The sequence below is a fragment of the uncultured Cocleimonas sp. genome (assembly GCF_947495625.1).
In the GTDB taxonomy this organism is placed as follows: domain Bacteria; phylum Pseudomonadota; class Gammaproteobacteria; order Thiotrichales; family Thiotrichaceae; genus Cocleimonas.
The window spans coordinates 35,189-57,160 of sequence record NZ_CANLZW010000027.1 but is presented as its reverse complement, the minus strand read 5'-3'; the positions used below and the strand labels follow the sequence as shown (position 1 = coordinate 57,160).

Genomic DNA, 21,972 nt, shown 5'->3' with positions numbered 1-21,972 from the left:
TGTTATGCAGGAACCACTTCAATTTCAACATTATTTCTTAATGTATTAGCAACGGGTGACCATACATTTGCGTGCGAAATAATTTCATCAATTTGCTCTTTGCTCCCATCACCTTCAGCATCAATTTTGACGCGTACTGCAGAAAATCCTAGTGTTTTAGCTTCATCAAGATCTCCCGTCCCCCAAACCGCTGTTACATTTATATCGCCTTCTAATTCAAGTTCTAATTTTGAAAGAGATACGCCTTGAGCCGTCGCATTTGCATGTACGCCAACAGCAAGACAGGCTCCCAATGTAGCGAGTACGGCTTCTGATGGGTTTGGGGCATTATTTTCACCCAATAAGTGTGGTGGTTCATCAATCAACATTGGCTCAAGATCGCGGACATAGGTTTGCATACGAAACTGACCTTCACAGACTGTTTTGGCTTTTAGGGTGACTATTGATTGAGGGTTAGCTTTACCTTTTTCCCCTAACTCTTTTAGACCTTCTGCATCTAAAGGGCGTAGGCAGCTCATTGATTTTGCGATTGTTTGTGGTGAAGTTGACATGTTTTTTGATCTCCAGATTAATAAAAAATTCTTAAACTGGAAATTGCAACTAACGTGCCAAAAAACATAAGTTAATAAAAATCAGTAGCTTATGTGTTTTTTACTCTATTGTATTTTCTATTTGCAAATCAATTGTCGACAATGTCAATTCGAATGCTGACATTTTGTCCATACTAGTTTATTCAAAGATTAGATGATATTTTGAGTTTTTGCATTCTGTACCTTAACTGACGGGGAGTTAGTCCTAATGAAATTGCAGCTCTAGTTTTATTCCCACGATTGTGACGCAAAGCATCTTGAATTTCCCCAATTTCATCTTTCCGAATACGAGAATAAGGACGTAAGGCGCTCATCTCTGTAGAATTATTTGAGCTAAGATTATTCATATGCTCATAGCTATCTACTTTTATTCTTTTGTCTGAAGCTGGCGATACAATTCCTTGTTCCTCTTGTAATATTTTTTTTATTAACCCACCGTCAATTGTGTTTTTTGTGGATAGTAATACTGCTCGTTTTGTTAGGTTTTCTAGTTGACGGATATTTCCTGGCCAGGAGTAATTTTCTAATAAGTCTAATGCGCTGATGGAGAAGTTTAATTGTTTTCCGTATTCTTCATTTGCCGCAATTAAAAAGTGTTGTGCCAATAGTGGCACATCACCATGTCGCGCACGTAAAGGAGGTAGTCGAATAGGAAAGACATTTAAACGATAAAATAAATCGAGTCTAAAACGTTGTTCGTTTACAGCTTCTTGTAAATTTTGGTGAGTCGCCGCCAAAATTCTAACATCTATCGGAAAATCCTTACTGCTGCCGACCCTTTGAATCGAGCGCGTTTCAAGGACTTTAAGAAGTTTAACTTGCAAATCAAGTTCAAGGTCACCAATTTCATCAAGAAAAAGAGTGCCTCCATTCGCCATTTCTATTTTACCTTTTTTCATCGAAGTCGCTCCCGTAAAAGCGCCTTTTTCATGACCAAATAATTCTGATTCTATTAATGTAGCTGGAATGGCGGCACAATTGATTCCAATAAATGGTCCATCAGCTCTATCGCTAGCCAGGTGTTGCAGACGAGCAAATCTTTCTTTACCTGTTCCAGATTCTCCTAGTAATAAAACGGTAGCGTTAGTTTTTGAGACTTGTAATGCCTGTTGTACAACCTGTTGAAGTGCCTGACTTTCTCCAATGATTCCGTACTTTGCAGCTTTGCTTTCTAGCTGATTACGCAATAATTTGTTTTCAGATAGTAAATTTGCAGTTCGCTCTTCTATCAAGCTTTTAACTTGAAGTACTTGACCAATCAATGTGGCAATTATTTGTAAAAGAGTTAGATCACGTTGAAAGGGTCGATTTCTATTTCTTAATCGATGTGTAGCCAATACGCCAATAGGGAGTTCGTCAAGGATGATAGGTACAGCTAAGAATGCAACAGCTTCCTCTGGTAAATTTATTCGATCTACAGCTCGAGTTAAATAAATAGGTTCATCATCAATATCTTGAATCAGTGCAATCTGAGCGGATTTGAATACTCTACCGGTTATACCTTCTCCAATAACATAATTACCTTTTGTCCTTTCATCCTCAGTCAAACCATAGGAATAAGTAATAGATAGATGTTCAGAATTTTCAGAAGGTAAAACGACTCGTCCGCGATTAAGTCCCAGTAACTCAGAGAGTAATCTTAATATTCCTTCAATGGCAGGTCGGGGATTCGAGGCATCAGTTATCAATTTTGCTGCCTGACTTATGACTAATAATTCTGATTCTGTTGAAGTGTTTGGGGTTTTTTGAATCATGCTTGATATCCAATTCTATTACTGTGTAAAAAGGACAAAGCAAGATTTAAGCCAAGTAGTCCAAAGCGCTTACTTAAAATTAAATTGGTTACAAGCGCTTTGGAACTGTTAGTTTTATGTTTACTTGGATTTAATCATTGTTGTAGAAGTGTTTCAGTTTAAACAAGGTATTTAGAATTTTAGCCTTCCTGATGCCAGCTAAATTTCTTTATCAGGAAAACACATATTCCATCTAGAAAGAAACCTATGACACCTATTACTACTACCATGGCTGCCAAGGTGTCGTATTCAAGTGTGTCACGTGCATCATTTATTGCATATCCAAGACCACTCGTTACACCAAGATATTCTGCCGGTACAAGAACAATCCAGGCGACACCAACGGCTAATCGAATACCTGCAAAAATATCCTGACCGATTGCAGGAAGGATAACTTTGATTAACATCTTTAAACTATCTGCTCCAAGATTCTTGGCTATTTTAAACCAGAGAGGATCCATACGGCGTACTCCCTGAGCTGTTGAAAATAGAATTGGCCACACAGCTGCTATAGCAATTAGAAAAACAATCGCTCCACTCCATGTTGAAAAAGCGAGAACGGCTATAGGCATCCATGCCAATGGACTAATCATACGTAATAATTGAAAAGGGATATTCGTTAGCTTTTGAAGATTACTGTACAAGCCAACTGCAACACCAACTGGAACACCAATTACTACTGCCCACAACAGACCCAGGCCTATACGTTCAAGGCTTGGAATTGCGGCTTCCCAAATATAACCATTGGTAAACAGTTCAAGTAATTTACTAAATGCTGGAGCAGGTGCAAAATCTGCAAATGACTCTGTATCTGGGTTGCTGGCAATTGCCCAGCCACCGAGCCACCAAATGGATATTAAAATTACTATTCCTGCTATTGGGTATCCGACTTGAGAAAGTAAAGTAGAACCAAATTTTTTCCAATCTATGCCACTTTCTGCAATATCAAATGTGGTAGTACTGAATGGCTGTGCAGAACTCATATCTTCACCACTTCTTCTCTTTCAAAAGGATTGGCGGGATCAACTCCCGGTGCTTTTTCCCAGCCTTTATATTTTTCCATAGCCACTTTTACATGTTTATAGTCAACCAGATCATCTGCAACAAACTGAGGATCCAGTTTTTTGAGGAAGGTTTTATCTCCACCGACAAGCGTCTCATTCATCGATTCAATAATTAACTTTGTCGCTGAAGGATAAGGGTAGGGTGAAAAGTCGATTCTTCCATTTTCAAACTCGGTTTTATTACGAATTGCATTGGGCGTTTCGTAGCTAGCTTCATCATAAGCAGTCATTGCACGAACTACTGCCTTACCCGGCATAGGTAAATATTTCTTGCCGTCTCTGGACATCATCATTGCTACTTCTTCTTTGTTTTCTTGTGCATAGACTTCTGCCCTAACAATGGCGTTCATAACTTTCTGTGTCCATTCAGGTTTGGCTTTCACCGTATTTTCATTCATGCAAATGACACAACATGGGTGGTTTTTCCACATGTCACCAGTGAAGCGCAATATTTTTCCGCCTGCTTTCATCTCTCCGAATGCATTGAATGGTTCTGCGACGATAAATGCATCAATTTTTTTCGCTGCTAATGCGGGTGGCATATCAGGAGGTGGCATGATAGTGAGATTGACTTCATCTTTAGCCAGTTTTTCGCTTTGGTCTTTAATTACAGGTTTTAATCCAGCATTTCGTAAACCCATCTGCAGAACAATATTGTGCATAGAGTACCAATAAGGCACTGCAACTTGCATACCACCCAGATCTTTAAAGTCTTCTGCGCCAGTGTGCTTACCAACGACTAAAGCGGAACCATTAATATGAGCCCATGACATAATTTTTACAGGAAAATCGTTGTTATAACGCATCCAAACAGGGATAGGTTTTAGAAAATGCACCAAATTGAATTTTCCAGCGGCAAATCCTTCCACTAATGGAGACCAGCCTCTTATTAATGTAGGTTTTTCTGATTTAAGGCCTTCATCTTCAAAGAATCCCATTCCATGAGCAACTAATAATGCGGTTGCATCAGTAATAGGAAGATAACCAATTCTAACTACTTCATCATCAGGCGGTGTAGCATTGGCAAAACCAAGTCCTGGCATAGTCATTCCTGCAGCCAGTCCTCCCATCGCCATCATATCCATCATGAAATCACGGCGACTCATTTCATATTTATTCAAATAATCTAAATCTAATTTATCATCTTCGTATTTGCTCATGGTTAACTCCTGATTTATGGTTTGTCTAGTTTCGTATTAGGTAAGTGGGCTAGATTAATTAGCGTAAGTGACTACAAAAATATTTAAGCAGCATCTGCTTTATCTTCAGGTTCAGTTGCATGCGACTCTATGGGAGAAATATTAACTGGGGCAGAATCTCCAACAAGAGATTCGAAAGTCTTCATCAATTGCTCTTTCACAAGATTGAATTCACTGCTGCTTCTTTCTCTAGGAAATGGTAGGTCGACTTTAACTTCTCCAACGATACTTCCAGGGTTGGCAGACATGATTAATACTCTATCTCCCATGGCGACAGCTTCATCGATGTCATGGGTAACAAGAACCATTGTGAGGTCTTCTTTTTCTGTTATACCCGCTACTTCATCTTGAAGACTGGCTCGGGTAAAAGCATCAAGCGCTGAAAAAGGTTCATCGAGTAATAGTACTTCTGGAGATGTTGCTAACGATCTAGCGAGCGCTACACGTTGTTGTTGTCCACCTGATAAGCTTTGTACGTGAGCATCGGCCTTATCACTTAAATCAACCAGATCTAGGAGATAGTCGATTTTTTCTGGGTCTTTCACACCCGCAAAGGTTAAGCCAAGCTCTATATTTTTTCTGACATTCATCCATGGATATAGTGATGGTTTCTGAAACATCATATTCCATTTAGCGCTTGGTTTTGTAACCTGGTGACTCTTAATTCGCACACAACCTTCACTGGGTATCAACAAACCCGCGAGCATATGAAGCAGGGTGGATTTGCCGCATCCACTCCGGCCAATTAAGGCTACTCTCTCACCTGCAGCGATATTTAACGCGATATCTTTGAGGGTTGGTTTTTCCTGACCTTTAAAAGTATGCGAAATGAAATCAATATTTATATTAGCGCTCATAGTGAATAACTCATGTTCAATTACTGAGTTATCTTGCAATCACTGTGCCAAAACCTGTAACAGCTTGTTTAAAGGGGCCAATCTAATTTTCTTTATCAATTAGCGCAGTTTTTGTGCCGACATTGACGACAATGTCGGACACTATTTCAATATCATTCTGGCTTTATATTCAGAATACCTAATTTAATATATGAAAAACAATAACTTATCTATTTTGGCATGCAAATTGCTCCCTCAAAATCGAAGACGCATGAGATAAATCAGGAATATGCAATAGGTAGCAAGCCGGAAGAACTTCAATTGAAAGTACGATGTTTTGATGGATTGGTAGCTATTTAATTTTAAAAAAAACAGGAGTTAACATGAAAAAAATTGAAATGACTGAAGAAATAATGGCAGCTAAAAAATCTACGAATACAAGTTGGGAAACCTTGAGTGAAAAAGTTGGAATTTCTCCGGTATTTCTTACTTCAGCCTGTCTAGGTATGAATTCATTAAGTGAAGAAGCAGCATATAAAGTCACCGAAATACTTGGACTCTCAGAAGATGTTGCTGAAACCTTACAAGAGTTCCCCCACAAGAGTTGGGATAAGTTGGTTCCGACAGACCCTGTTATTTATCGTTTCTATGAAATAGTGGGTGTATACGGTGAAACTATCAAAGAAATTATCCATGAAAAGTTTGGTGACGGAATTATGAGTGCAATTGATTATTCAATGCATATCGATAAAGAAGAGAACCCAATGGGTGATCGCGTAGTAATAACCATGAATGGAAAATTCCTCCCGTATAAGTCTTGGTGAACCAATGTTTTAGACCATAACTTTACTCACAAACAGTCTCAGGAGAATAACATTATGACAGATAAAATATTAATTTCGCCTCACCAGTTGCAACAAATGGCGGAATCATTACCCACAGTAATCATTGATACCCGATCACCTGAAGCTTATGCTGCTGGTCACATTCCGGGTGCCGTAAACCTGCATGATATTTTTACATTCCTAGCCACTTCTACAAAAGAGGGACTTGAGGAATTACGTGGAAAGTTTGCTTCAGCTTTTGGTGATGCTGGATTATCCGGTGAAGAGGTAGCCGTCATTTATGAAGATTCGATGGACACAGGATTTGGTCAATCTTGCCGAGGTTATTTTTTACTAGAGTTTCTTGGTTATCCAAAAGCAGCAATTTTACACGGTGGCTATAAGGGCTGGCTGGCAGAAAAGTTACCTATTTCAGATGTTACTTCAACTCCAGAAGCCAAAACGTTTCCGGTAGATACCTCTGCTGCAAATGTCATGCTTACAAAAGATGACATGCTTGAATCCCTTAATAAACCTGAGATTATAAAATTAGACGTCAGAGATGTTGATGAATGGGTAGCTACAAGTTCATCTCCATATGGAATCGATTTTTGCCCAAGAAAAGGACGTATTCCAGGCGCAGTATGGTTAGAGTGGTATCGCATGATGAAACCGGGTGAAGAAGTACCGGTATTTAAATCTAAAGAAGAGTTACAAGCAGAAAGTGCAACGGTTGGTATAGGCCCAGACTCTACCGTCTATGTGTATTGTTTCAAAGGCGCCAGGGCCTCAAATACTTATATCGCTTTAAAGGAAGCGGGTGTTAAAGATGTTAGGATTTATTTTGGTTCATGGAATGAGTGGTCAAGAGATCCAGAATTACCCATAGAAGAAGGTCATCAAATCTGGGCTGCAGCATAAGGCGATAAAGTGTATTTAATTCATAAGATCACTTTAATTATTCTAATAAAATATTCTTTTTGAATTCATATATTTGATACACCCCCCCACTTATAGGCTATTTTTCTAAATGATAAAAAGTGCCCTAAAGGTGGGGGGTGACCTTTCTAGTTTATAACTATCAACTATCAACTATCAACTATCAAAGTTATCTAGTTACGTTGTAATTTTATGTAAAAGAAAGCGTTAAAGCCTCATCCTATGGCAAAATACAACTTCTTTTCAAATTAGATAATAATTATGGCTGATATATTACTTGTAGATGACGACACAGAATTAACGAGTATGTTAAGTGAATACCTCACTTCTGAATCGTTTAATGTCGATCAGGCTAATGATGGTTTAGCAGGTTTGAATCAGGCGCGTAGCAAAAACTACGATGCGATTGTGTTAGATGTGATGATGCCAGAAATGGATGGTTTTTCAGTGTTACGTGAATTACGTCAAAGCCAGTCAACGCCGGTGATTATGCTAACCGCTAAAGGCGAAGATGTAGATAGAATCGTTGGCCTTGAAATGGGCGCTGATGATTATTTACCTAAGCCGTGTAATCCAAGAGAGCTTGTCGCTCGACTAAAAGCCGTGTTGCGTAGAACTCAATTTGCCCCGCAAGTACAAGAAGAAATTAAAACAGGTGAATTGGAAGTACACCCTAAATCACGAAAAGCCTTTTACAAATCAGAGCCTTTGCCGTTAACCAGTAGCGAATATAATTTATTAGAGGCGCTCGCTCGCCAGGTCGGTCAAGTGGTTGATAAAGAAACACTTTCAGAGCAAGCCTTAGGTAAAAAGCTGACTGCCTACGATCGTAGTATCGATATGCACATGAGTAAGTTACGCCAGAAACTGGGTGATGAAGATCAGGATATGATTCAAACCGTTCGCGGCATCGGTTATCAATTAACGGTTCAATCGTAAGCCAGTAATGGGTCGTTTATTCTGGAAAATTTTTCTGTGGTTTTGGCTAACACTGATTTTGATTGGTGTCGGTGCGTCTTGGGGCACAGCCATTTATATCAAAAACTCAGATGACAATACGCAACAGGAATACCGTTCCCGTTTTATTGATAACCGTGTTGAGTCGTTGCGGCAAATTCTGTATTACGGTGGGGAAGAAGCTGCGATTGAATTCCTCGAAAATAAAAAACTCACATCACGCCGCCTTGATTTTTTTGTTGTAGATGGTTTTGGCAATGATGTTTTAGGTCGTTCATTTTCAGTCGATGCTCCAGACTTAACTGAGTTTGAATCCGTTGAATCTATTGATGGTGTTACTTACAGAATATTTACAGCTGCGCCGAAAAAACTTCAAAATCAGAGTACTGTCTCGCGAATGTATAAAGAATTTCGTGGCTCAAAAGGCGTTTTCATTTTGTGGTTTGGTATCGCAGTATTACTGAGTAGCCTAGTATGTTTCTGGTTAGCCTGGTACTTAACTAAACCAATTAAGAAATTACAATCAGCCGCAAAAGAATTTTCGCAGGGCAAGTTAGATACGCGTGTAGCCCAGGAAATGGGTGGTCGTCGTGACGAAATTGCCGATCTTGGCAGAGACTTTGATCAAATGGCTGCACGGCTTCAAAGCTTAATTACCAATCAAAAACAATTGCTCAGTGATATCTCTCATGAATTGCGTTCCCCTTTAGCACGTATGCATGTTGCATTAGCGTTGGCTCGTAAGAAAACCGGTTCAGAAGTAGAGACTGAAATGCAGAGAATTGAGTACGAAACGGATCGTCTCAATGAACTGGTTGGGCTATCACTGACACTTTCAAGATTAGATGCCGGAGCACAATATCCAAAAGATGACTTCATTGATATTGCTGAGTTATTGGATGCAATTATCAACGACTGTGATTTTGAAGCGAGCAGTAAAAATAAGAAAGTAGTTTTCGAGCATTCACAATCATGGACTTTAAATGCCAATGTAGAGCTTTTGCACCGTGCTTTAGAAAATATCATTAGAAATGCGATCCGATACACAAAGGAAGGCACAGAAGTTTCGGTGTCGATAACTAGCAAGAATAAGTCTCAAATAAAAATCTCTATTTGTGATCGAGGCCCTGGTGTTCCAGAAGATAAGTTAGAGCGTCTATTCGAACCTTTTGTAAGGCTTTCACAAGCAAGAGATAGGGATAGTGGCGGGTATGGTTTAGGTTTAGCGATAGCACAACGTTCTATTGTATTTCATCAAGGGGAGATTGTTGCCAGTAACCGCGAACAGGGTGGTTTGTGTATTGATGTGATCTTACCCGTAGAAGATTAACAATTTGTGCAAATATAATTTACACAAATTTACAAAGACTAAACCCTTATTTACACCATTTAATCGCATAATTAATTCATCGAAACAAACTACGAATAAACAACGAATAAACTAATAGCTGACGAGTAATTAACGTTACTAATTTTAGTACTAATAAGTTCAGCGTTATTTAAATGGAGAAAACATGAAAAACAGAATGACAAAAAGAGTATTTTTAAGCTCAATAGTTGCAGGCGCATTAGCGATGGGCACAATGGCAAATGCTGATTCCATGTGTAATAAAAGTGGAAAGCATGGCAAGAAAGGCATGGATAAATCAGAATTTATGCAGAAGCGTTTTGACAGAATGTCTACCAAGCTGGGTCTAACTGCTGAGCAGAAGACTAAAGTTCAAGAACTCATGCAGAATCATAGAAATGTGATGAAGCCGCTCAGAGATGAAAAACGCGCATTACGTACTGAGATGATGAATCTTGATCCAACTGCTGATGATTACGATGCAAAAGTGGCAGGCATAGCAAATAGAGAGTCTGATAACGTTCGAGCAACAACGATTGCAAAAGCAAACAAACGCAAGCAAATGGCTGGAATCCTTACTCCAGAACAACAAGCTACGAAAAAAGCAATGCATGAAAATCGTAAATCCAGACACGGTAAGAAAAGAAAGTATGCTGAATAAATTGAAAAATTAGAAGTACAAAAGAAAAAGGCGAATCATTAGATCCGCCTTTTTTTATGTTTTAAAAAAGTGCCCGAAAGGTGGGGGGTGACCTTAATACAATAAAATTCTATTAAGAACCAACCAATGCCTCATTTTCCACTAAATGATCAGCAATAAGCTCAGTTAGACCTAGTACTTCCATGTCCATATCATTGGCATCAAGGCCATCTTCAAGAACCGTTCGGCAATTTGAACAGGCAGTAACCATAGTCTCTACTTTTATTTCATCGAGTTGAGATTTCTTGCGGTTGAATACTTGAATTCTAAGCTCTTCAGCGCGTTCATTGGCACTTACACCGCCACCCCCGCCGCAACACCAATTCATACGACCATGATCTGACATTTCTGTCACATCTGATGCTACAGAAGCAAGTAATTCTCTTGGTTGAGCTGCTACACCACCACGACGAACAATTTGACAAGGATCGTGGAAAGTCATTCGTGAGGTTTCCATGCCAGACGTTTTGATTCTTCCGCTACGATAAAGCTCATCCAGTAATTCCAGTATATGCACCACGCCAAAGGTATATTTTTTGCCTAAGTAGTTAGGTCCATTCCAACGGATAGCAGCGTAGGCATGACCGCATTCGGGACTCACTACATTTTTTACTTTGAGCTTTTCTGCTGCAGCAACAATTCTTCCCACTAATTCAGTAGCTATAGTGTTATTACCCATTTGCAAACCAGAGTTGGTTGCTTCGAAAGCTTCGGATGAAATCGTCCAGCTAACATTTGCGTGAGCAAAAATACGAGTTATCGCACCAATGTATTCAGGAAAAGTCACCACTTCATTGGCAGAAATAGTAACCATATAATCCGCGCCTTCAATGTCAAATGGAACGGTAAGACCCGTATCTGCTTCGATATGTTTGATATGCGCTTTAAGTGCGGGAAGGATATTCCCCATAGGACTGCCGAACTCGAGTGTTCTATTAGCAGCACCAACCAAATCTTGCGGTGTATAACCTGCCGCTGACAAGCCTTGCTTAACTCTGGCGATGATATCAGCAATATCAATACCCATAGGGCAGACCATGCTGCAACGTCCACACATTGAGCAACCGTCGTAGACTAACTCTTCCCAATCCGCTAAATCAGATTCCTTGAATGTTTTGGTGAATCCTAATTTACTTGAGAATTTTCCCCAGAACGAATACTCCTGCTTCCATAACTTACGCAGAGGTTCTGTTTTATAAATTGGGGTATAACGAGGGTCTTTGGTTTCTGTGTAAAACAGGCAAGACTCAGCACAAATGCCGCAATTTACACAGCTGGAAAAGAAAGATTCGACTTTAGAATCCATTTGTCCACGAAGTGCTGTTAATCCCTTTTCAAGTCTTTCGCTCATAATGACCTCTTATTTTTGTGATTAGGATTTAATTCCACGACGACCAAACCATGCGCCCGTAAACGCTCGACTCGGAATGAAGGTGAAAGCATGCATTAAGCTGCTAAATGGAAAATAAATCAGAAACAATTCAACACTAAATCGGTGCAGTAATCGTAATGAGCTAAAAGACTCAAGTAACGCCAGGCAACCGGTTAACAGTACGATAAAGGTAAGAATTGAGGAGATATGATCTCCCGTTTTAGAAATTAAACGACTAACAGGATTGATAACGCGTTGTAGCCACAACAAGATTAATCCAAGAAAAGCTAATTGAGCAGCAAAGATAAAGCCCCAATGGGGTAATGCTGTCCATGAAAATCCGAGAAAGTGTTCATCGAAGAATTTAATATGTGGTGCTGCAAAAAATATCACAGCAAATAAACCTAAATGAAATATATAACCTGCAATCACTTGTAATTTGATATGAGGATACATGCCTTTATCGGGGAGAAAGCGACTAAAAATTGTTCTAAAAGCACCGGGTGCTTCTGGACCTCTGGCAACCGATAAATCAACTTTGTGTTTGCTAAATATGATGCTACCTAATCTTAACATCACACCAGCAAAGAAAACGAATAATGAGAAGTACCATAAAGGCCCATCAATAAAATTGGCAATCATGAGTATGCTCCTTCTTCGTTTTTACTTGATGGTTTACCACCAGCGTCGTTTTCACTTGTTGAGATAGCATCAGTGTCTTCTACCTCCGCAGTATTTGTTTTTTCTTTATACCAGCGAGAATGATGACTTTTAGCCCAGTTCTCATCAACTTCACCTGTATTCATCGCATCAAAAGTTCCTTCTACTGTGTAAACCATCCAGATGTGGCCAAAAACCATAGCAATAATTGCCAGAGCAGCAATTGCATGAATCAGTAAGGCTAATTGGGTACGCTCGATGGTGGGCTCATAATAGGGGAAAAGGAGTAATAAGCCTGAAATTGATAACAATGTGCAGAGAATGATAGTTGCCCAAAACAGAATCTTTTCGCCGGCATTAAAATAGCCAACTTCTAAATGCTTTTTGCTGAATATGCCTCCAAGGGTAAATAACCATTTGAGGTCACCTTTGGCAGGAAAATTATGGCGCAGGTAATAAAATAGCATCATCAGTAGTGAGATAATTAGCAATGGACCCATAAGGTTGTGTCCTTCCTTGCTTGCGGAAGCGATAGGTGAAAATGCCTCCAAACCCATTATAGGGATTATCACAAAGCGTCCAAACAATAACAGCAATCCAGTAATGGACATAAAACCAACGATTACAACTAAAAACCAGTGTGTAATCATTTGCATACTGGACATTCGGGTGACGGTTTTACCGCTTTTGCCGTTGGGTATTCTTTGGCGTTTTATAAAGATGAATAGTAGTGCTATTACGCCTAATGCCCCCAAAAGAAAGTATCCACCATAAGGTACTAGCATCTCTCTTCGGACTTTTCGCCATTCGTTACCCTTCGTATCAATCAGCGTGCCAGATTTAGCCCCTTTTACTTGAGTACGTCCCGATATGGTCGCATTTCTTTGACGAACGTTACGCCACAAATCGCTACCCGGACTTTTAACGCCATCCTGTTGTGCAGAAACGGCATTAACTAAATTAGCATTAGAGTCTTGTACATTTTCAGCAGCTGACAAGGAGTTAATATTGAAACTCAAAAGCATTAGCATAATGCCCAGAAACCAGAAGTGTTTTAGTTTTGTCATAATCAAATGCTCAATATTTATTTCTATCTCGTTAATTATAGTACTAACTTTTATAATGAGAGGGGTTATTCAAACAGTAAAAGCTGATATTTGTCAGTAAATGGCCTGTGATAACAGCCTGAGGCTTATACTAAAGGGTTTGGGGAAGGATTAGAATACAAAAATCAGAAAGACGTATTAGAACTATCTATGAGAGTTATTTCAAAACCATTTCAGAGCTATTCGCCTTCACGAATGGGATATGTGCATCCTCTGTCTTCATCGACACTGATTAGTTTTACCGGAACGAAAACTAAATTTGGATTAATACCTTCTACTTTTTGGGCTTCTTCTTTTAGGTAACCCTTTATTTTTATAAAGACATCTTCTTTGGGTTTTACTTGAAGTTTGAGATAAGTTTCTTGAAGTTTGGATGATATTCCTGCATCAGCCACATAGAATTTCTTCTTCTTATTACAGTCAAAGAATTCCCCGATTCCAGAATAGAATCGGTAATCCCCTGAGAATTCACTAACCGTATAATCAGAATGTTCCCCACAAGAAGTGAGGAAAAAAGCGCTCACGAAAGTAAAAATAATCCTTAGCTTCATTTGGTTTTTCCATGAATTGCATCATTAGGTTTGCCAGCCGACAGGTTTAGATTAACAGCTGAATGCCCCATCTGTTTGCTATTTTTTGAAAGCGGTGCGCTTTGAGCAGCTTTCAATGCTTCTTGCTTAACAGTGATGTATTCGTTGATCTTTTTAACTTGTTTTAACTCTGGGTCTAATACGATCGCGTAATCTGCCATGGCTTTTGCCATATCGTATTTTGATTGATGCAGGTAAGCAATGCTGATTCCTGCAAATAGTTTTGGGTTGTCAGCATCATGTGTAATTGCATCCTGATAGGCATCAATGGCTTTAGCTGTTTTATTGTTGGTTAAATATAAACCCGCTAGATAGGCATAATTTTTCTTGTTTTCTGGTTCAGCAGAAATTGCCTGCAAATACTTTTTTTCAAGTCCAGCCTGTTTGGTTTGTTGATCTGACCAGAATGGTTGGGGTGCTTTTGTATTCGCTTCTTGAGCGTTCAACCATAGTGGTGATAAGAGCATGATAATTAGAACGATTAGTTTTTTATTCATAATATTTCACAGTGTATTAATTTGTAGGGAAGCAACACCTCGTCCACTGAATGGACGAGGCGTTAACTAAAAAGCTAAAAGTAATTACTTAGAGTATTTCTTCTTAAACTCTTCTGTCGCAGCTTTACGAATCGCTTTTTGCTTGTCAGTCATCTTATCCAGATACCACATATGATCTGAGGAGTTCAAAACCTCATCAAGTTTGGCTTGTAATGCTTTGGACGCATCTTTCATTTTAGTGTCTGGTGAAGCTTCACCTTTATGAATAAGCTTTTCCATTTCTGGAACAAACTTGGTGTAAAAGTGTTTCGCAAGGTCGTATGTACCGTGCCAATGTGTGTAATCTGGCGCCATCATAGATGCAGCCATACGAGCACGACGACCTTCGTGATGCCATAACTCGAACCAGATCCAGTCCAGTTTATTACTGAATTTAGCAGGCTTGAGTAATGGCTTAGCTGCCGCCATTAGAGCCAGTCCCGGCTTGGCAAACTTCTTACCATAAAGCTCAATCATGCCATCGTATTGAACGTAGAAATTATCGATATAGTTTTCGGTATGACAGGCAGAACATACATCTTTCATATTGTCACGACGCTCTTCCCATCCGATAGCAGCGGTAGGAGATCCCATCTTCTTATCGGTAATTTCAGGCCTTACAGAAACCGGTGGGCGGTTATTCCAGGAGATGCGTAAACCGACATTATGGTTAACATCCTGTTTTCGAGTAGCGCTCATGTGACATGTTGCACAGGTAGGGCCAGTGTAATAATCCTCGCCCGGAATCCATTTTGGGTTGTCTAGGTTCATCTTGCCAGCATGGTTTGCTGCCTTGAACGCGATACCGTGTTTAGACTCTTCATAGATCTCTTTTTGCGGATGATCTGGGCCTAAATGACACTTGCCACAAGTATCGGGCTCACGTGCTTGCGCAACTGAGAACATATGGCGTGAGTGACATGCGGAACAAGCACCTTCTGAACCATCAGGGTTGATTCTTCCAATACCTGTGTTTGGCCACGTGGCTGGATCTAATTGTCCATCTTCGTTCACTTTAACTTGTGAACCATGACACTGCCAACATCCGTTTACAGCAGCTGCTGAGTTGCCTTGAGGGAAGCCTTCAGTGATCATATCACTGTTTCCTTCAACAACTTCTGCGAGCAAATTATCCAGTGAGCCAAGAATTCGACCGGCTTTAACGTGGTGTGATTCGCTGTTCTGTTTTACTTCTTTTTCATGACAGTTAGCACAATCTTTAGGGGAAACGATGATTGAAATTAATTTCTTAACTTTCTTATCATCATGCATGTATGCGTCTACGTCACCTTCGTCAGCCTGGTGACATTCGTAACAGCCGACATTGGCTCTATAGTGTTTACTAGCGCCCCATTGTTGGGTAATTCCGGGGTTATTTTTCTTGTGACAAGTTACACATTGCTTGGTTTCTTTTGACATTTCAGCGGGTGGGGATTTAACTGCGGCAGAGCTGTTAGCTGAAATCATCAAAACTAATGTAGCAAGGATAATCTTCCATAATTGACTTGGTGTCATGGCTTTAATCTCCTCATTTTTTTATATAAATCTCCCTAGCGGTGAGAGACGTTTATGCTCATGGTTTTTGATTCTTTTCCACGAGATTCGACCGAGTGTATCCCAGACAATTCTTATTTCTTTTTAACTTAGATTAATAAGAAAAAAATAAAACTGAGGATTTTTTGCGCGTAGATGGAAGTTAAAACAACTAAAATTTAACTTTTATTAACTGATCTAGGTTAATTATTATTTTTTAAAAAAGTTTAGACTGATAGGGATACTAAAAAATCTATGAGCCTATTATGAATTTTAATGCGATAGAAAAAGTTCAATCTTCGATGACGAAATGTAGCGAGTGCGAAGTCAGGCATTCATCGTTATTTAAAAAGTTATCTGATAGTTCTCTGGGTGAAGCGGAAGGCTTTCGTAAAGAGCAATTGATCATTCCACCTCGAACTAGAATTTTTCAGGAAGGCGATCAACATGACTATCTGTATACCGTTTTCAGTGGCTGGGGATTAATTTATAAAACCGCAAGTAATACCGGTAAGCGCCAGATCTTACAATTTCTACTACCAGGAGATTTAATCGGTTTTCAGACTAGCGCAAGTGGAGTAATGCCGCATTCGGCAGGTTCGGTGACTGAATTAATACTTTGTGCATATCCTCGTAATCATCTTAAGCCAATGCTTCAAAAGAACCCTGAAGTTGCCGTGCAAATGGTAGATATGCGTTCTCGTGATGTTACTTTATGCCAGAATCATCTAATGGCGGCAGGTAGAAAAACAGCAAAAGAAAGTATCGCATTCATTATTCTTGAATTGTTTTATCGGGTGCAACAACAAGTACCCAGTAGCTCTAAAAACACTAATGATGCGTTTGATTTTCCCATTACACAGGAAGACATTGGAGACGCTATTGGTTTAACCAATGTCCATGTAAATAGAGTCATCAAAGAATTAATGAGTGAAGGATTAATTCACTGCAATAAAAAGCGCCTAACAATTCTAAATAAAGAAAAGCTTAGTCAAATCGCTGAGTTCAATCCCGATATGGTCATTGCTCACCCACTTGGATAACAGTTAAAAGTCTCTCTGCAGGCAATAATCTAAAATTAACTTATGTTAGTTTTATTTTTTTGAATTCCACATATAGTCGAATGGCTAAAAAAAATCGTCCAATGTCTATTTCTCAGTAAATGACATTATCCTTGATAATTCTTTCGTTAAGAAAATTCAAAAAAACATAAGGAAACTGGATGCAAGCATGTCATTAAACATAGGAGAGTAAAATGAAGAGATTCCCGCTAAGAATCATTGCTATTGGCAGTTTAGCAATGTTTCTATCTCAAACAGCCATGGCTGCTGATGAAAAACCCAAGACTATAGCTGGTGCAAGTGCATCTATGCTTTCAAATACCTGTGCCGGGTGTCATGGGACTTATGGCGCCAGTAATGGACCATCAATTCCGACACTAGCCGGAATGTCATCGGCTTATCTAGTTGAAACGATGTTGGGTTATAAGAGTGGTGAAATTCCATCTACCATCATGGGTCGTTTAGCGAAAGGTTATACCGATGATGAAATAAACCTTATGGGTGAGTACTTTGCTAAACAGAAATTTGTCGCCGCAAAGGGACAAAAAGTTGATGCTGATAAAGCTGCGAAAGGTGCTGAACTTCATGAGAAGTACTGTGAAAAATGTCATAGCGAGAGTGGAATGGCAGCAGAAGATGATTCTGGTTTCTTAAAAGGACAGTGGAAGTCATACCTTGCGGCGCAAATGATGGACTATCAAAATAAAGACCGTAAAGCGACCAAGAAAATGGCAAAACAACTGACCAAAATGCATAAGAAACATGGCCCCTCAGGTATCGAAGAGTTAATCGAATACTATAGTAGTGGCGAATAACTGACATCAAGGAGAAGTAAAATGAATACAAATAAAAGCCGTAGAAGATTTGTTCAAGGCCTTGGTGCAGCAACAGCAGTTGGAGTCGTTGGCATTCCATCTATCGCATTAGGTGCCGCTAAAAAAGTAGTAGTAGTGGGTGGTGGAACTTCTGGCGCAACAGCTGCTAGATACTTAAAGATGGCTGACCCTAGTGTTGAAGTAACACTCATAGAAGCTAATAAAGATTACTACACTTGTTATCTAAGTAACGAGGTTTTAGGTGGTGCTCGTACATTGGACTCACTTAAACATGGATATTCTGGCCTAGAAAAAGAAGGTATTACAGTCGTTCATGATTATGTGACTGGTATTGATGCAAAAGCGAAAAAAGTTACCGTTAAAGGTGGCTCTAGTTTTGATTATGATCGTTGTATTGTAGCGCCAGGTATCAGCTTTAAATATGATGGCATCGAAGGTTACGATGAATCCATGATAGCCAAAGTTCCACATGCGTGGAAAGCGGGAGAACAAACAACCATATTACGTAAGCAGTTAACCGACATGAAAGATGGCGGAACTGTGGTAATTGCTGCTCCACCAAATCCTTTCCGTTGCCCTCCGGGTCCACCAGAACGCGTATGTCAGATAGCGCAGTATTTAAAGAAAGAGAAGCCTAAATCAAAAGTGGTTTATGTCGATCCTAAAGCCAAATTCTCTAAGTATGGTCTGTTCGTGCAAGGTTGGAAGAAATTTTACGGGTATGAAACAGATAATTCTTTAATTGAATACATCAAAAGCGATGGTGTTGAAGAGTTAGATTTAGCGGCAATGACCGTCTCTACCACCACTGGTGAGTCAGTAAAAGCGGATGTACTCAATATTATCCCTGCGCAAAAAGCTGGACAAATTGCTTTTGATGCAGGCCTTACCGGTGATGGTGACTGGTGTCCCATTGATCTTGGTACATTTGAATCAACCATTCATAAAGACATCCATGTAATTGGAGATGCAAGTATTGCGACCGGAATGCCAAAGTCAGGCTATTCAGCCAACTCACAAGCGAAAGTTTGTGCAGCAGCGGTTGCAGCAATGCTCAATGGTAAAGAACCTGGAACTCCAGCTTTCGTAAATACCTGTTATTCAGTTATTGCTGAAGATTGGGGTATTTCGGTTGCTGCTGTTTATCGCCTTGCGGAAGATCGTTCCAAAATTGTTTCCATGTCTGGTGGTTTGACACCAATGGATGCCTCTGATGAAGCACATAGACGTGCCGTTGAGAATGCATACAGTTGGTTGAATAATATTACTAGCGACATTTTCGCGGGTGGTTAATTTAAACGTATAAAGTTTGTGTAGGTGGTTTGGGGAGGCCTTCGTGGGTCTCCTCTTTTTCCAGCAAACCTTATCATTCATTTCTCAGTGTTTTTTAGATTGAAAACACACCCCCCCACTTATAGGCAGTTTTTTTGCTTGGTTAGTTTTTAACATTAAAACGTTTTGTTGGGTCGCGTTATTTTGATAACGATCTGTTTATCAAAGCGGTTAAAAAATCGATTTACTTATCTGTAATCTAATCCGCTAACTAACTTATGTTAATTATTAGCTTATCAATAAGTGTAATTATCTATCGAACGAGTTTCACTCTAAAGAGGACTCTAGAGGGATTCTTCTTCGAATAACAACCTGATAAAGGAGAGTATCAATGGTTGAATTAACTCCGGAAGAACAAGAAAAGGCGATAGCAGAAGCGCCTAAAGGAACCTGGGCAATTTTATTGGTATACGCTGTATTTATGGTATTAGGCTGGCTATATATGTTTTATGGCTTCTTCCTGCCTCACGGCCCTGTGAACTAGGAGGAAATCGAAATGCATGTAGATGGCACAGAAAAAAAGTGGGTGATACTCTCATTTATGATGGCATTCGCCATGATGGGAATACTCGCCGCTTACGCAATTAACAAAAACATTCATCCTCCAAGTAATGTTGAAACCATAGATTCCACCACGTTGCACTTATCCGAAGAGTTTAACGAGGATAATCTTGGCATCGAAAAAGAAAACGATGGTAGCTATCGGGTGACGATGGTTGCCGCTCGTTATGGTTTCTTCCCTCATGATTTGAAAGTCCCTGTAGGTCAGCCAATCAAATTTCGTATTGCCAGCGCTGACGTTCTTCATGGGGTTCATACTGCAAACACTAATATGAATACCATGGTGGTACCTGGTTATATCTCAGAAGTGAACACAACGTTTCCCAAGGTCGGGCGTTTCCCAATGTACTGTAATGAATATTGTGGCTTGGGCCATGACTATATGTGGTCTCGATTAAACGTTGTATCTATGGAAGATTTTGAAAAAAGTTTAAAGGAGGCTGACTAATGCACGCTCAAGTAGAAGCTAGTACCTTAAATATGTCCACCTCTGAGTCGAGTAAGAGCACTTACACTGAAAGTGTTAGTGGTCTTTGTCTGGCGAATCTGTGGATTGCTTTTATCACATTCGCGCTTGCCGCTTTCATGGGTTTGTATCAGGTCGCAGAACGTAGTGGCTTGTTCCCGAAAATCGAATTTATCGAATTGTATTACCGATCTGTATCAAGTCATGGTGTGATTATGGGGTTTGTTTTAACCACATTCTTCATCATGGGTTTTGGTTACTGGATATCTCATACCACACTCAAAATACCGCTATGGGGTGGTAAAAGTCTCGGTTGGTTAGGATTTCTGATTAGTCTAGGTGGTACAGCCGCCGCAGCAGTCATGTTGTTCATGGGCGAAGCATCGGTGATGTATACGTTCTATCCGCCATTGAAAGCGAATCCAATATTTTACTTTGGCGCAACATTTCTTGTTGTAGGCTCATGGGTTTGGTGTTTGCAAATGGTCATGACCATGAATGCCTGGAAAAAACTGAACGTTGGGGCTGCGGTTCCATTAGCCATGTACGCTATGACGGCGAATGCTATTTTATGGTTTATTACTAGTCTCGGTGTAGCTTCGGAAGTTCTGTTTCAGTTAATTCCCTGGTCAATGGGTTGGATTGATAAGATTGATGTTGGCTTAGCAAGAACCTTGTTCTCTTGGACCTTGCATGCAATCGTATATTTCTGGTTGATACCTGCTTACATCGCTTTCTATACATTAGTGCCGAAAGCCGCCAATGGAAAGCTATTCAGTGATGAGTTCTCACGTATATCGATACTAATGCTATTAGTTTTCAGTGTTCCTATTGGTATGCATCATCTTTATGTCGATCCTTTCCAGGATGCTGGATGGAAATTCGTTCACATGATTGGAACCTTTATGGTTGCGATTCCAACGTTGATTACCGGTTTCACCGTTATTGCATCGATGGAAGTTGCAGGTCGATTGCGCGGCGGTAAAGGTCTGTTTGGCTGGATTACAGCGCTAAACTGGAGCAATCCAATGGTGCTTTCCGGTGGTCTTTCTCTATTAATGCTTACAGTTGGTGGTTGGGGTGGCATGGTGAATGCCAGTTACTCAATGGATGTCGCTGTACATAATACCCAGTGGATCACTGGTCATTTCCATCTGATTTTTGCTGGAACAACAGTCATCATGTATATGTCGACGGCTTATTACATGTGGCCAAGCATGACGGGTAGACCCCTTTTCTCAACTAAACTAGCTTTGTTGCAATTATGGACATGGTTTATCGGTATGTTGGTGCTTACTCTTCCATGGCACATCCTTGGTCTCCTTGGTCAGCCACGTAGAATTGGTGTTGCACCTTACTCAGAAGAGTTTACTGCCGCTTGGGGACCTTATGAGTTCTTGATGTTTGTAGGCGGTGTGATTTTGTTCTTCTCGGCAGTTATATTTGTTGTGAATTTGCTGTTCTCACACTTCACCGCTAAGGCAGCTATTATGCCAGTTATGGAGTATGCGGAACCAATGCATCCGGTGCTGAATATACCAAAGCTGCTGAATGGTTTTGGCTTCTGGACGGCGGTCATCGTGGTTTACATGATTGCGAGTTACGGCTATCCGATTTTGCAGTTCTTCCTGATGGAAACGAATGGCACATTCCCATGGAGTATATAATC

The 21,972-nt window shown here is 40.0% G+C and carries 22 protein-coding genes; 11 read left to right on the top strand and 11 right to left on the bottom strand.

Annotated elements, in window-relative coordinates; all coding sequences use genetic code 11:
- Window positions 1–2: 2 nt before the first annotated feature.
- From Q1A31_RS14960 to Q1A31_RS14940, 5 genes are all read right to left on the bottom strand, one after another.
- Complete coding sequence (locus Q1A31_RS14960; RefSeq protein WP_299878400.1) at window positions 3–551, bottom strand: OsmC family protein; 549 nt, start codon at window positions 549–551, stop codon at window positions 3–5.
- 182 nt (window positions 552–733) lie between these two features.
- Window positions 734–2,344 carry a sigma 54-interacting transcriptional regulator gene (locus tag Q1A31_RS14955; protein ID WP_299878397.1) on the bottom strand — a complete coding sequence of 537 codons (1,611 nt, stop codon included), beginning with the start codon at window positions 2,342–2,344 and terminating at the stop codon, window positions 734–736.
- A 179-nt stretch (window positions 2,345–2,523) separates the two neighbouring features.
- Window positions 2,524–3,366 (bottom strand): ABC transporter permease, encoded by an 843-nt coding sequence (locus tag Q1A31_RS14950; RefSeq protein WP_299878394.1) that lies wholly within the window; start codon window positions 3,364–3,366, stop codon window positions 2,524–2,526.
- Complete coding sequence (locus Q1A31_RS14945; RefSeq protein ID WP_299878389.1) at window positions 3,363–4,607, bottom strand: ABC transporter substrate-binding protein; 1,245 nt, start codon at window positions 4,605–4,607, stop codon at window positions 3,363–3,365. Before Q1A31_RS14945 ends, Q1A31_RS14950 begins: the two co-directional genes overlap by 4 nt.
- An 83-nt stretch (window positions 4,608–4,690) precedes the next feature.
- Complete coding sequence (locus Q1A31_RS14940) at window positions 4,691–5,503, bottom strand: ABC transporter ATP-binding protein (RefSeq protein WP_299878386.1); 813 nt, start codon at window positions 5,501–5,503, stop codon at window positions 4,691–4,693.
- Window positions 5,504–5,865: 362 nt separating this feature from the next.
- Between Q1A31_RS14940 and cynS the strand changes: the two genes are divergently transcribed.
- From cynS to Q1A31_RS14915, 5 genes are all read left to right on the top strand, one after another.
- Complete coding sequence (gene cynS, locus Q1A31_RS14935; protein ID WP_299878383.1) at window positions 5,866–6,306, top strand: cyanase; 441 nt, start codon at window positions 5,866–5,868, stop codon at window positions 6,304–6,306.
- Window positions 6,307–6,360: 54 nt separating this feature from the next.
- Complete coding sequence (locus tag Q1A31_RS14930) at window positions 6,361–7,227, top strand: sulfurtransferase (protein ID WP_299878381.1); 867 nt, start codon at window positions 6,361–6,363, stop codon at window positions 7,225–7,227.
- Window positions 7,228–7,506: 279 nt separating this feature from the next.
- A complete protein-coding gene (locus tag Q1A31_RS14925; protein WP_299878378.1) occupies window positions 7,507–8,184 on the top strand; it encodes a response regulator transcription factor in 678 nt (225 codons plus the stop codon).
- A gap of 7 nt (window positions 8,185–8,191) precedes the next feature.
- Window positions 8,192–9,532, top strand: a complete 1,341-nt coding sequence (locus Q1A31_RS14920; RefSeq protein WP_299878375.1) for an ATP-binding protein — start codon at window positions 8,192–8,194, stop codon at window positions 9,530–9,532.
- Window positions 9,533–9,716: 184 nt separating this feature from the next.
- Window positions 9,717–10,211: a Spy/CpxP family protein refolding chaperone gene (locus tag Q1A31_RS14915; protein ID WP_299878373.1), complete on the top strand. Its 495-nt coding sequence runs from the start codon at window positions 9,717–9,719 to the stop codon at window positions 10,209–10,211.
- Window positions 10,212–10,323: 112 nt separating this feature from the next.
- Here the strand turns inward: Q1A31_RS14915 and Q1A31_RS14910 are convergent, their stop codons facing one another.
- From Q1A31_RS14910 to Q1A31_RS14885, 6 genes are all read right to left on the bottom strand, one after another.
- On the bottom strand, window positions 10,324–11,601 hold the full coding sequence (locus Q1A31_RS14910; protein ID WP_299878370.1) for a (Fe-S)-binding protein: 1,278 nt from the start codon (window positions 11,599–11,601) through the stop codon (window positions 10,324–10,326).
- 21 nt (window positions 11,602–11,622) lie between these two features.
- Entirely contained in the window at window positions 11,623–12,264 is a 642-nt protein-coding gene (locus Q1A31_RS14905) for a hypothetical protein (RefSeq protein WP_299878367.1), read from the bottom strand.
- Window positions 12,261–13,349, bottom strand: a complete 1,089-nt coding sequence (locus Q1A31_RS14900; RefSeq protein ID WP_299878363.1) for a formate dehydrogenase subunit gamma — start codon at window positions 13,347–13,349, stop codon at window positions 12,261–12,263. The genes Q1A31_RS14905 and Q1A31_RS14900 overlap by 4 nt, the downstream gene beginning before the upstream one ends.
- 218 nt (window positions 13,350–13,567) lie before the next feature.
- A complete protein-coding gene (locus tag Q1A31_RS14895; protein WP_299878360.1) occupies window positions 13,568–13,912 on the bottom strand; it encodes a hypothetical protein in 345 nt (114 codons plus the stop codon).
- 23 nt (window positions 13,913–13,935) lie between these two features.
- A complete protein-coding gene (locus tag Q1A31_RS14890) occupies window positions 13,936–14,475 on the bottom strand; it encodes a hypothetical protein (RefSeq protein ID WP_299878357.1) in 540 nt (179 codons plus the stop codon).
- Between the two features lie 84 nt (window positions 14,476–14,559).
- Complete coding sequence (locus Q1A31_RS14885) at window positions 14,560–16,029, bottom strand: multiheme c-type cytochrome (protein WP_299878354.1); 1,470 nt, start codon at window positions 16,027–16,029, stop codon at window positions 14,560–14,562.
- 284 nt (window positions 16,030–16,313) lie between these two features.
- Here Q1A31_RS14885 and Q1A31_RS14880 point away from each other — a divergent pair, with 284 nt between their 5' ends.
- The 6 genes from Q1A31_RS14880 (at window position 16,314) to Q1A31_RS14855 (ending at window position 21,970) form a co-directional block, all read left to right on the top strand.
- On the top strand, window positions 16,314–17,090 hold the full coding sequence (locus Q1A31_RS14880) for a Crp/Fnr family transcriptional regulator (protein WP_299878351.1): 777 nt from the start codon (window positions 16,314–16,316) through the stop codon (window positions 17,088–17,090).
- A 212-nt stretch (window positions 17,091–17,302) separates the two neighbouring features.
- The gene (locus Q1A31_RS14875) at window positions 17,303–17,923 is read left to right on the top strand and encodes a cytochrome c4 (protein WP_299878348.1); all 621 of its coding nucleotides are present in this window, start codon (window positions 17,303–17,305) and stop codon (window positions 17,921–17,923) included.
- 21 nt (window positions 17,924–17,944) lie between these two features.
- Window positions 17,945–19,237: an NAD(P)/FAD-dependent oxidoreductase gene (locus Q1A31_RS14870; protein WP_299878345.1), complete on the top strand. Its 1,293-nt coding sequence runs from the start codon at window positions 17,945–17,947 to the stop codon at window positions 19,235–19,237.
- 370 nt (window positions 19,238–19,607) lie between these two features.
- Complete coding sequence (locus Q1A31_RS14865) at window positions 19,608–19,760, top strand: hypothetical protein (protein WP_299878342.1); 153 nt, start codon at window positions 19,608–19,610, stop codon at window positions 19,758–19,760.
- A gap of 12 nt (window positions 19,761–19,772) precedes the next feature.
- A complete protein-coding gene (locus Q1A31_RS14860) occupies window positions 19,773–20,285 on the top strand; it encodes a hypothetical protein (RefSeq protein WP_299878339.1) in 513 nt (170 codons plus the stop codon).
- The gene (locus Q1A31_RS14855) at window positions 20,285–21,970 is read left to right on the top strand and encodes a cbb3-type cytochrome c oxidase subunit I (RefSeq protein ID WP_299878336.1); all 1,686 of its coding nucleotides are present in this window, start codon (window positions 20,285–20,287) and stop codon (window positions 21,968–21,970) included. Before Q1A31_RS14860 ends, Q1A31_RS14855 begins: the two co-directional genes overlap by 1 nt.
- The last annotated feature ends 2 nt before the right edge of the window (window positions 21,971–21,972 follow it).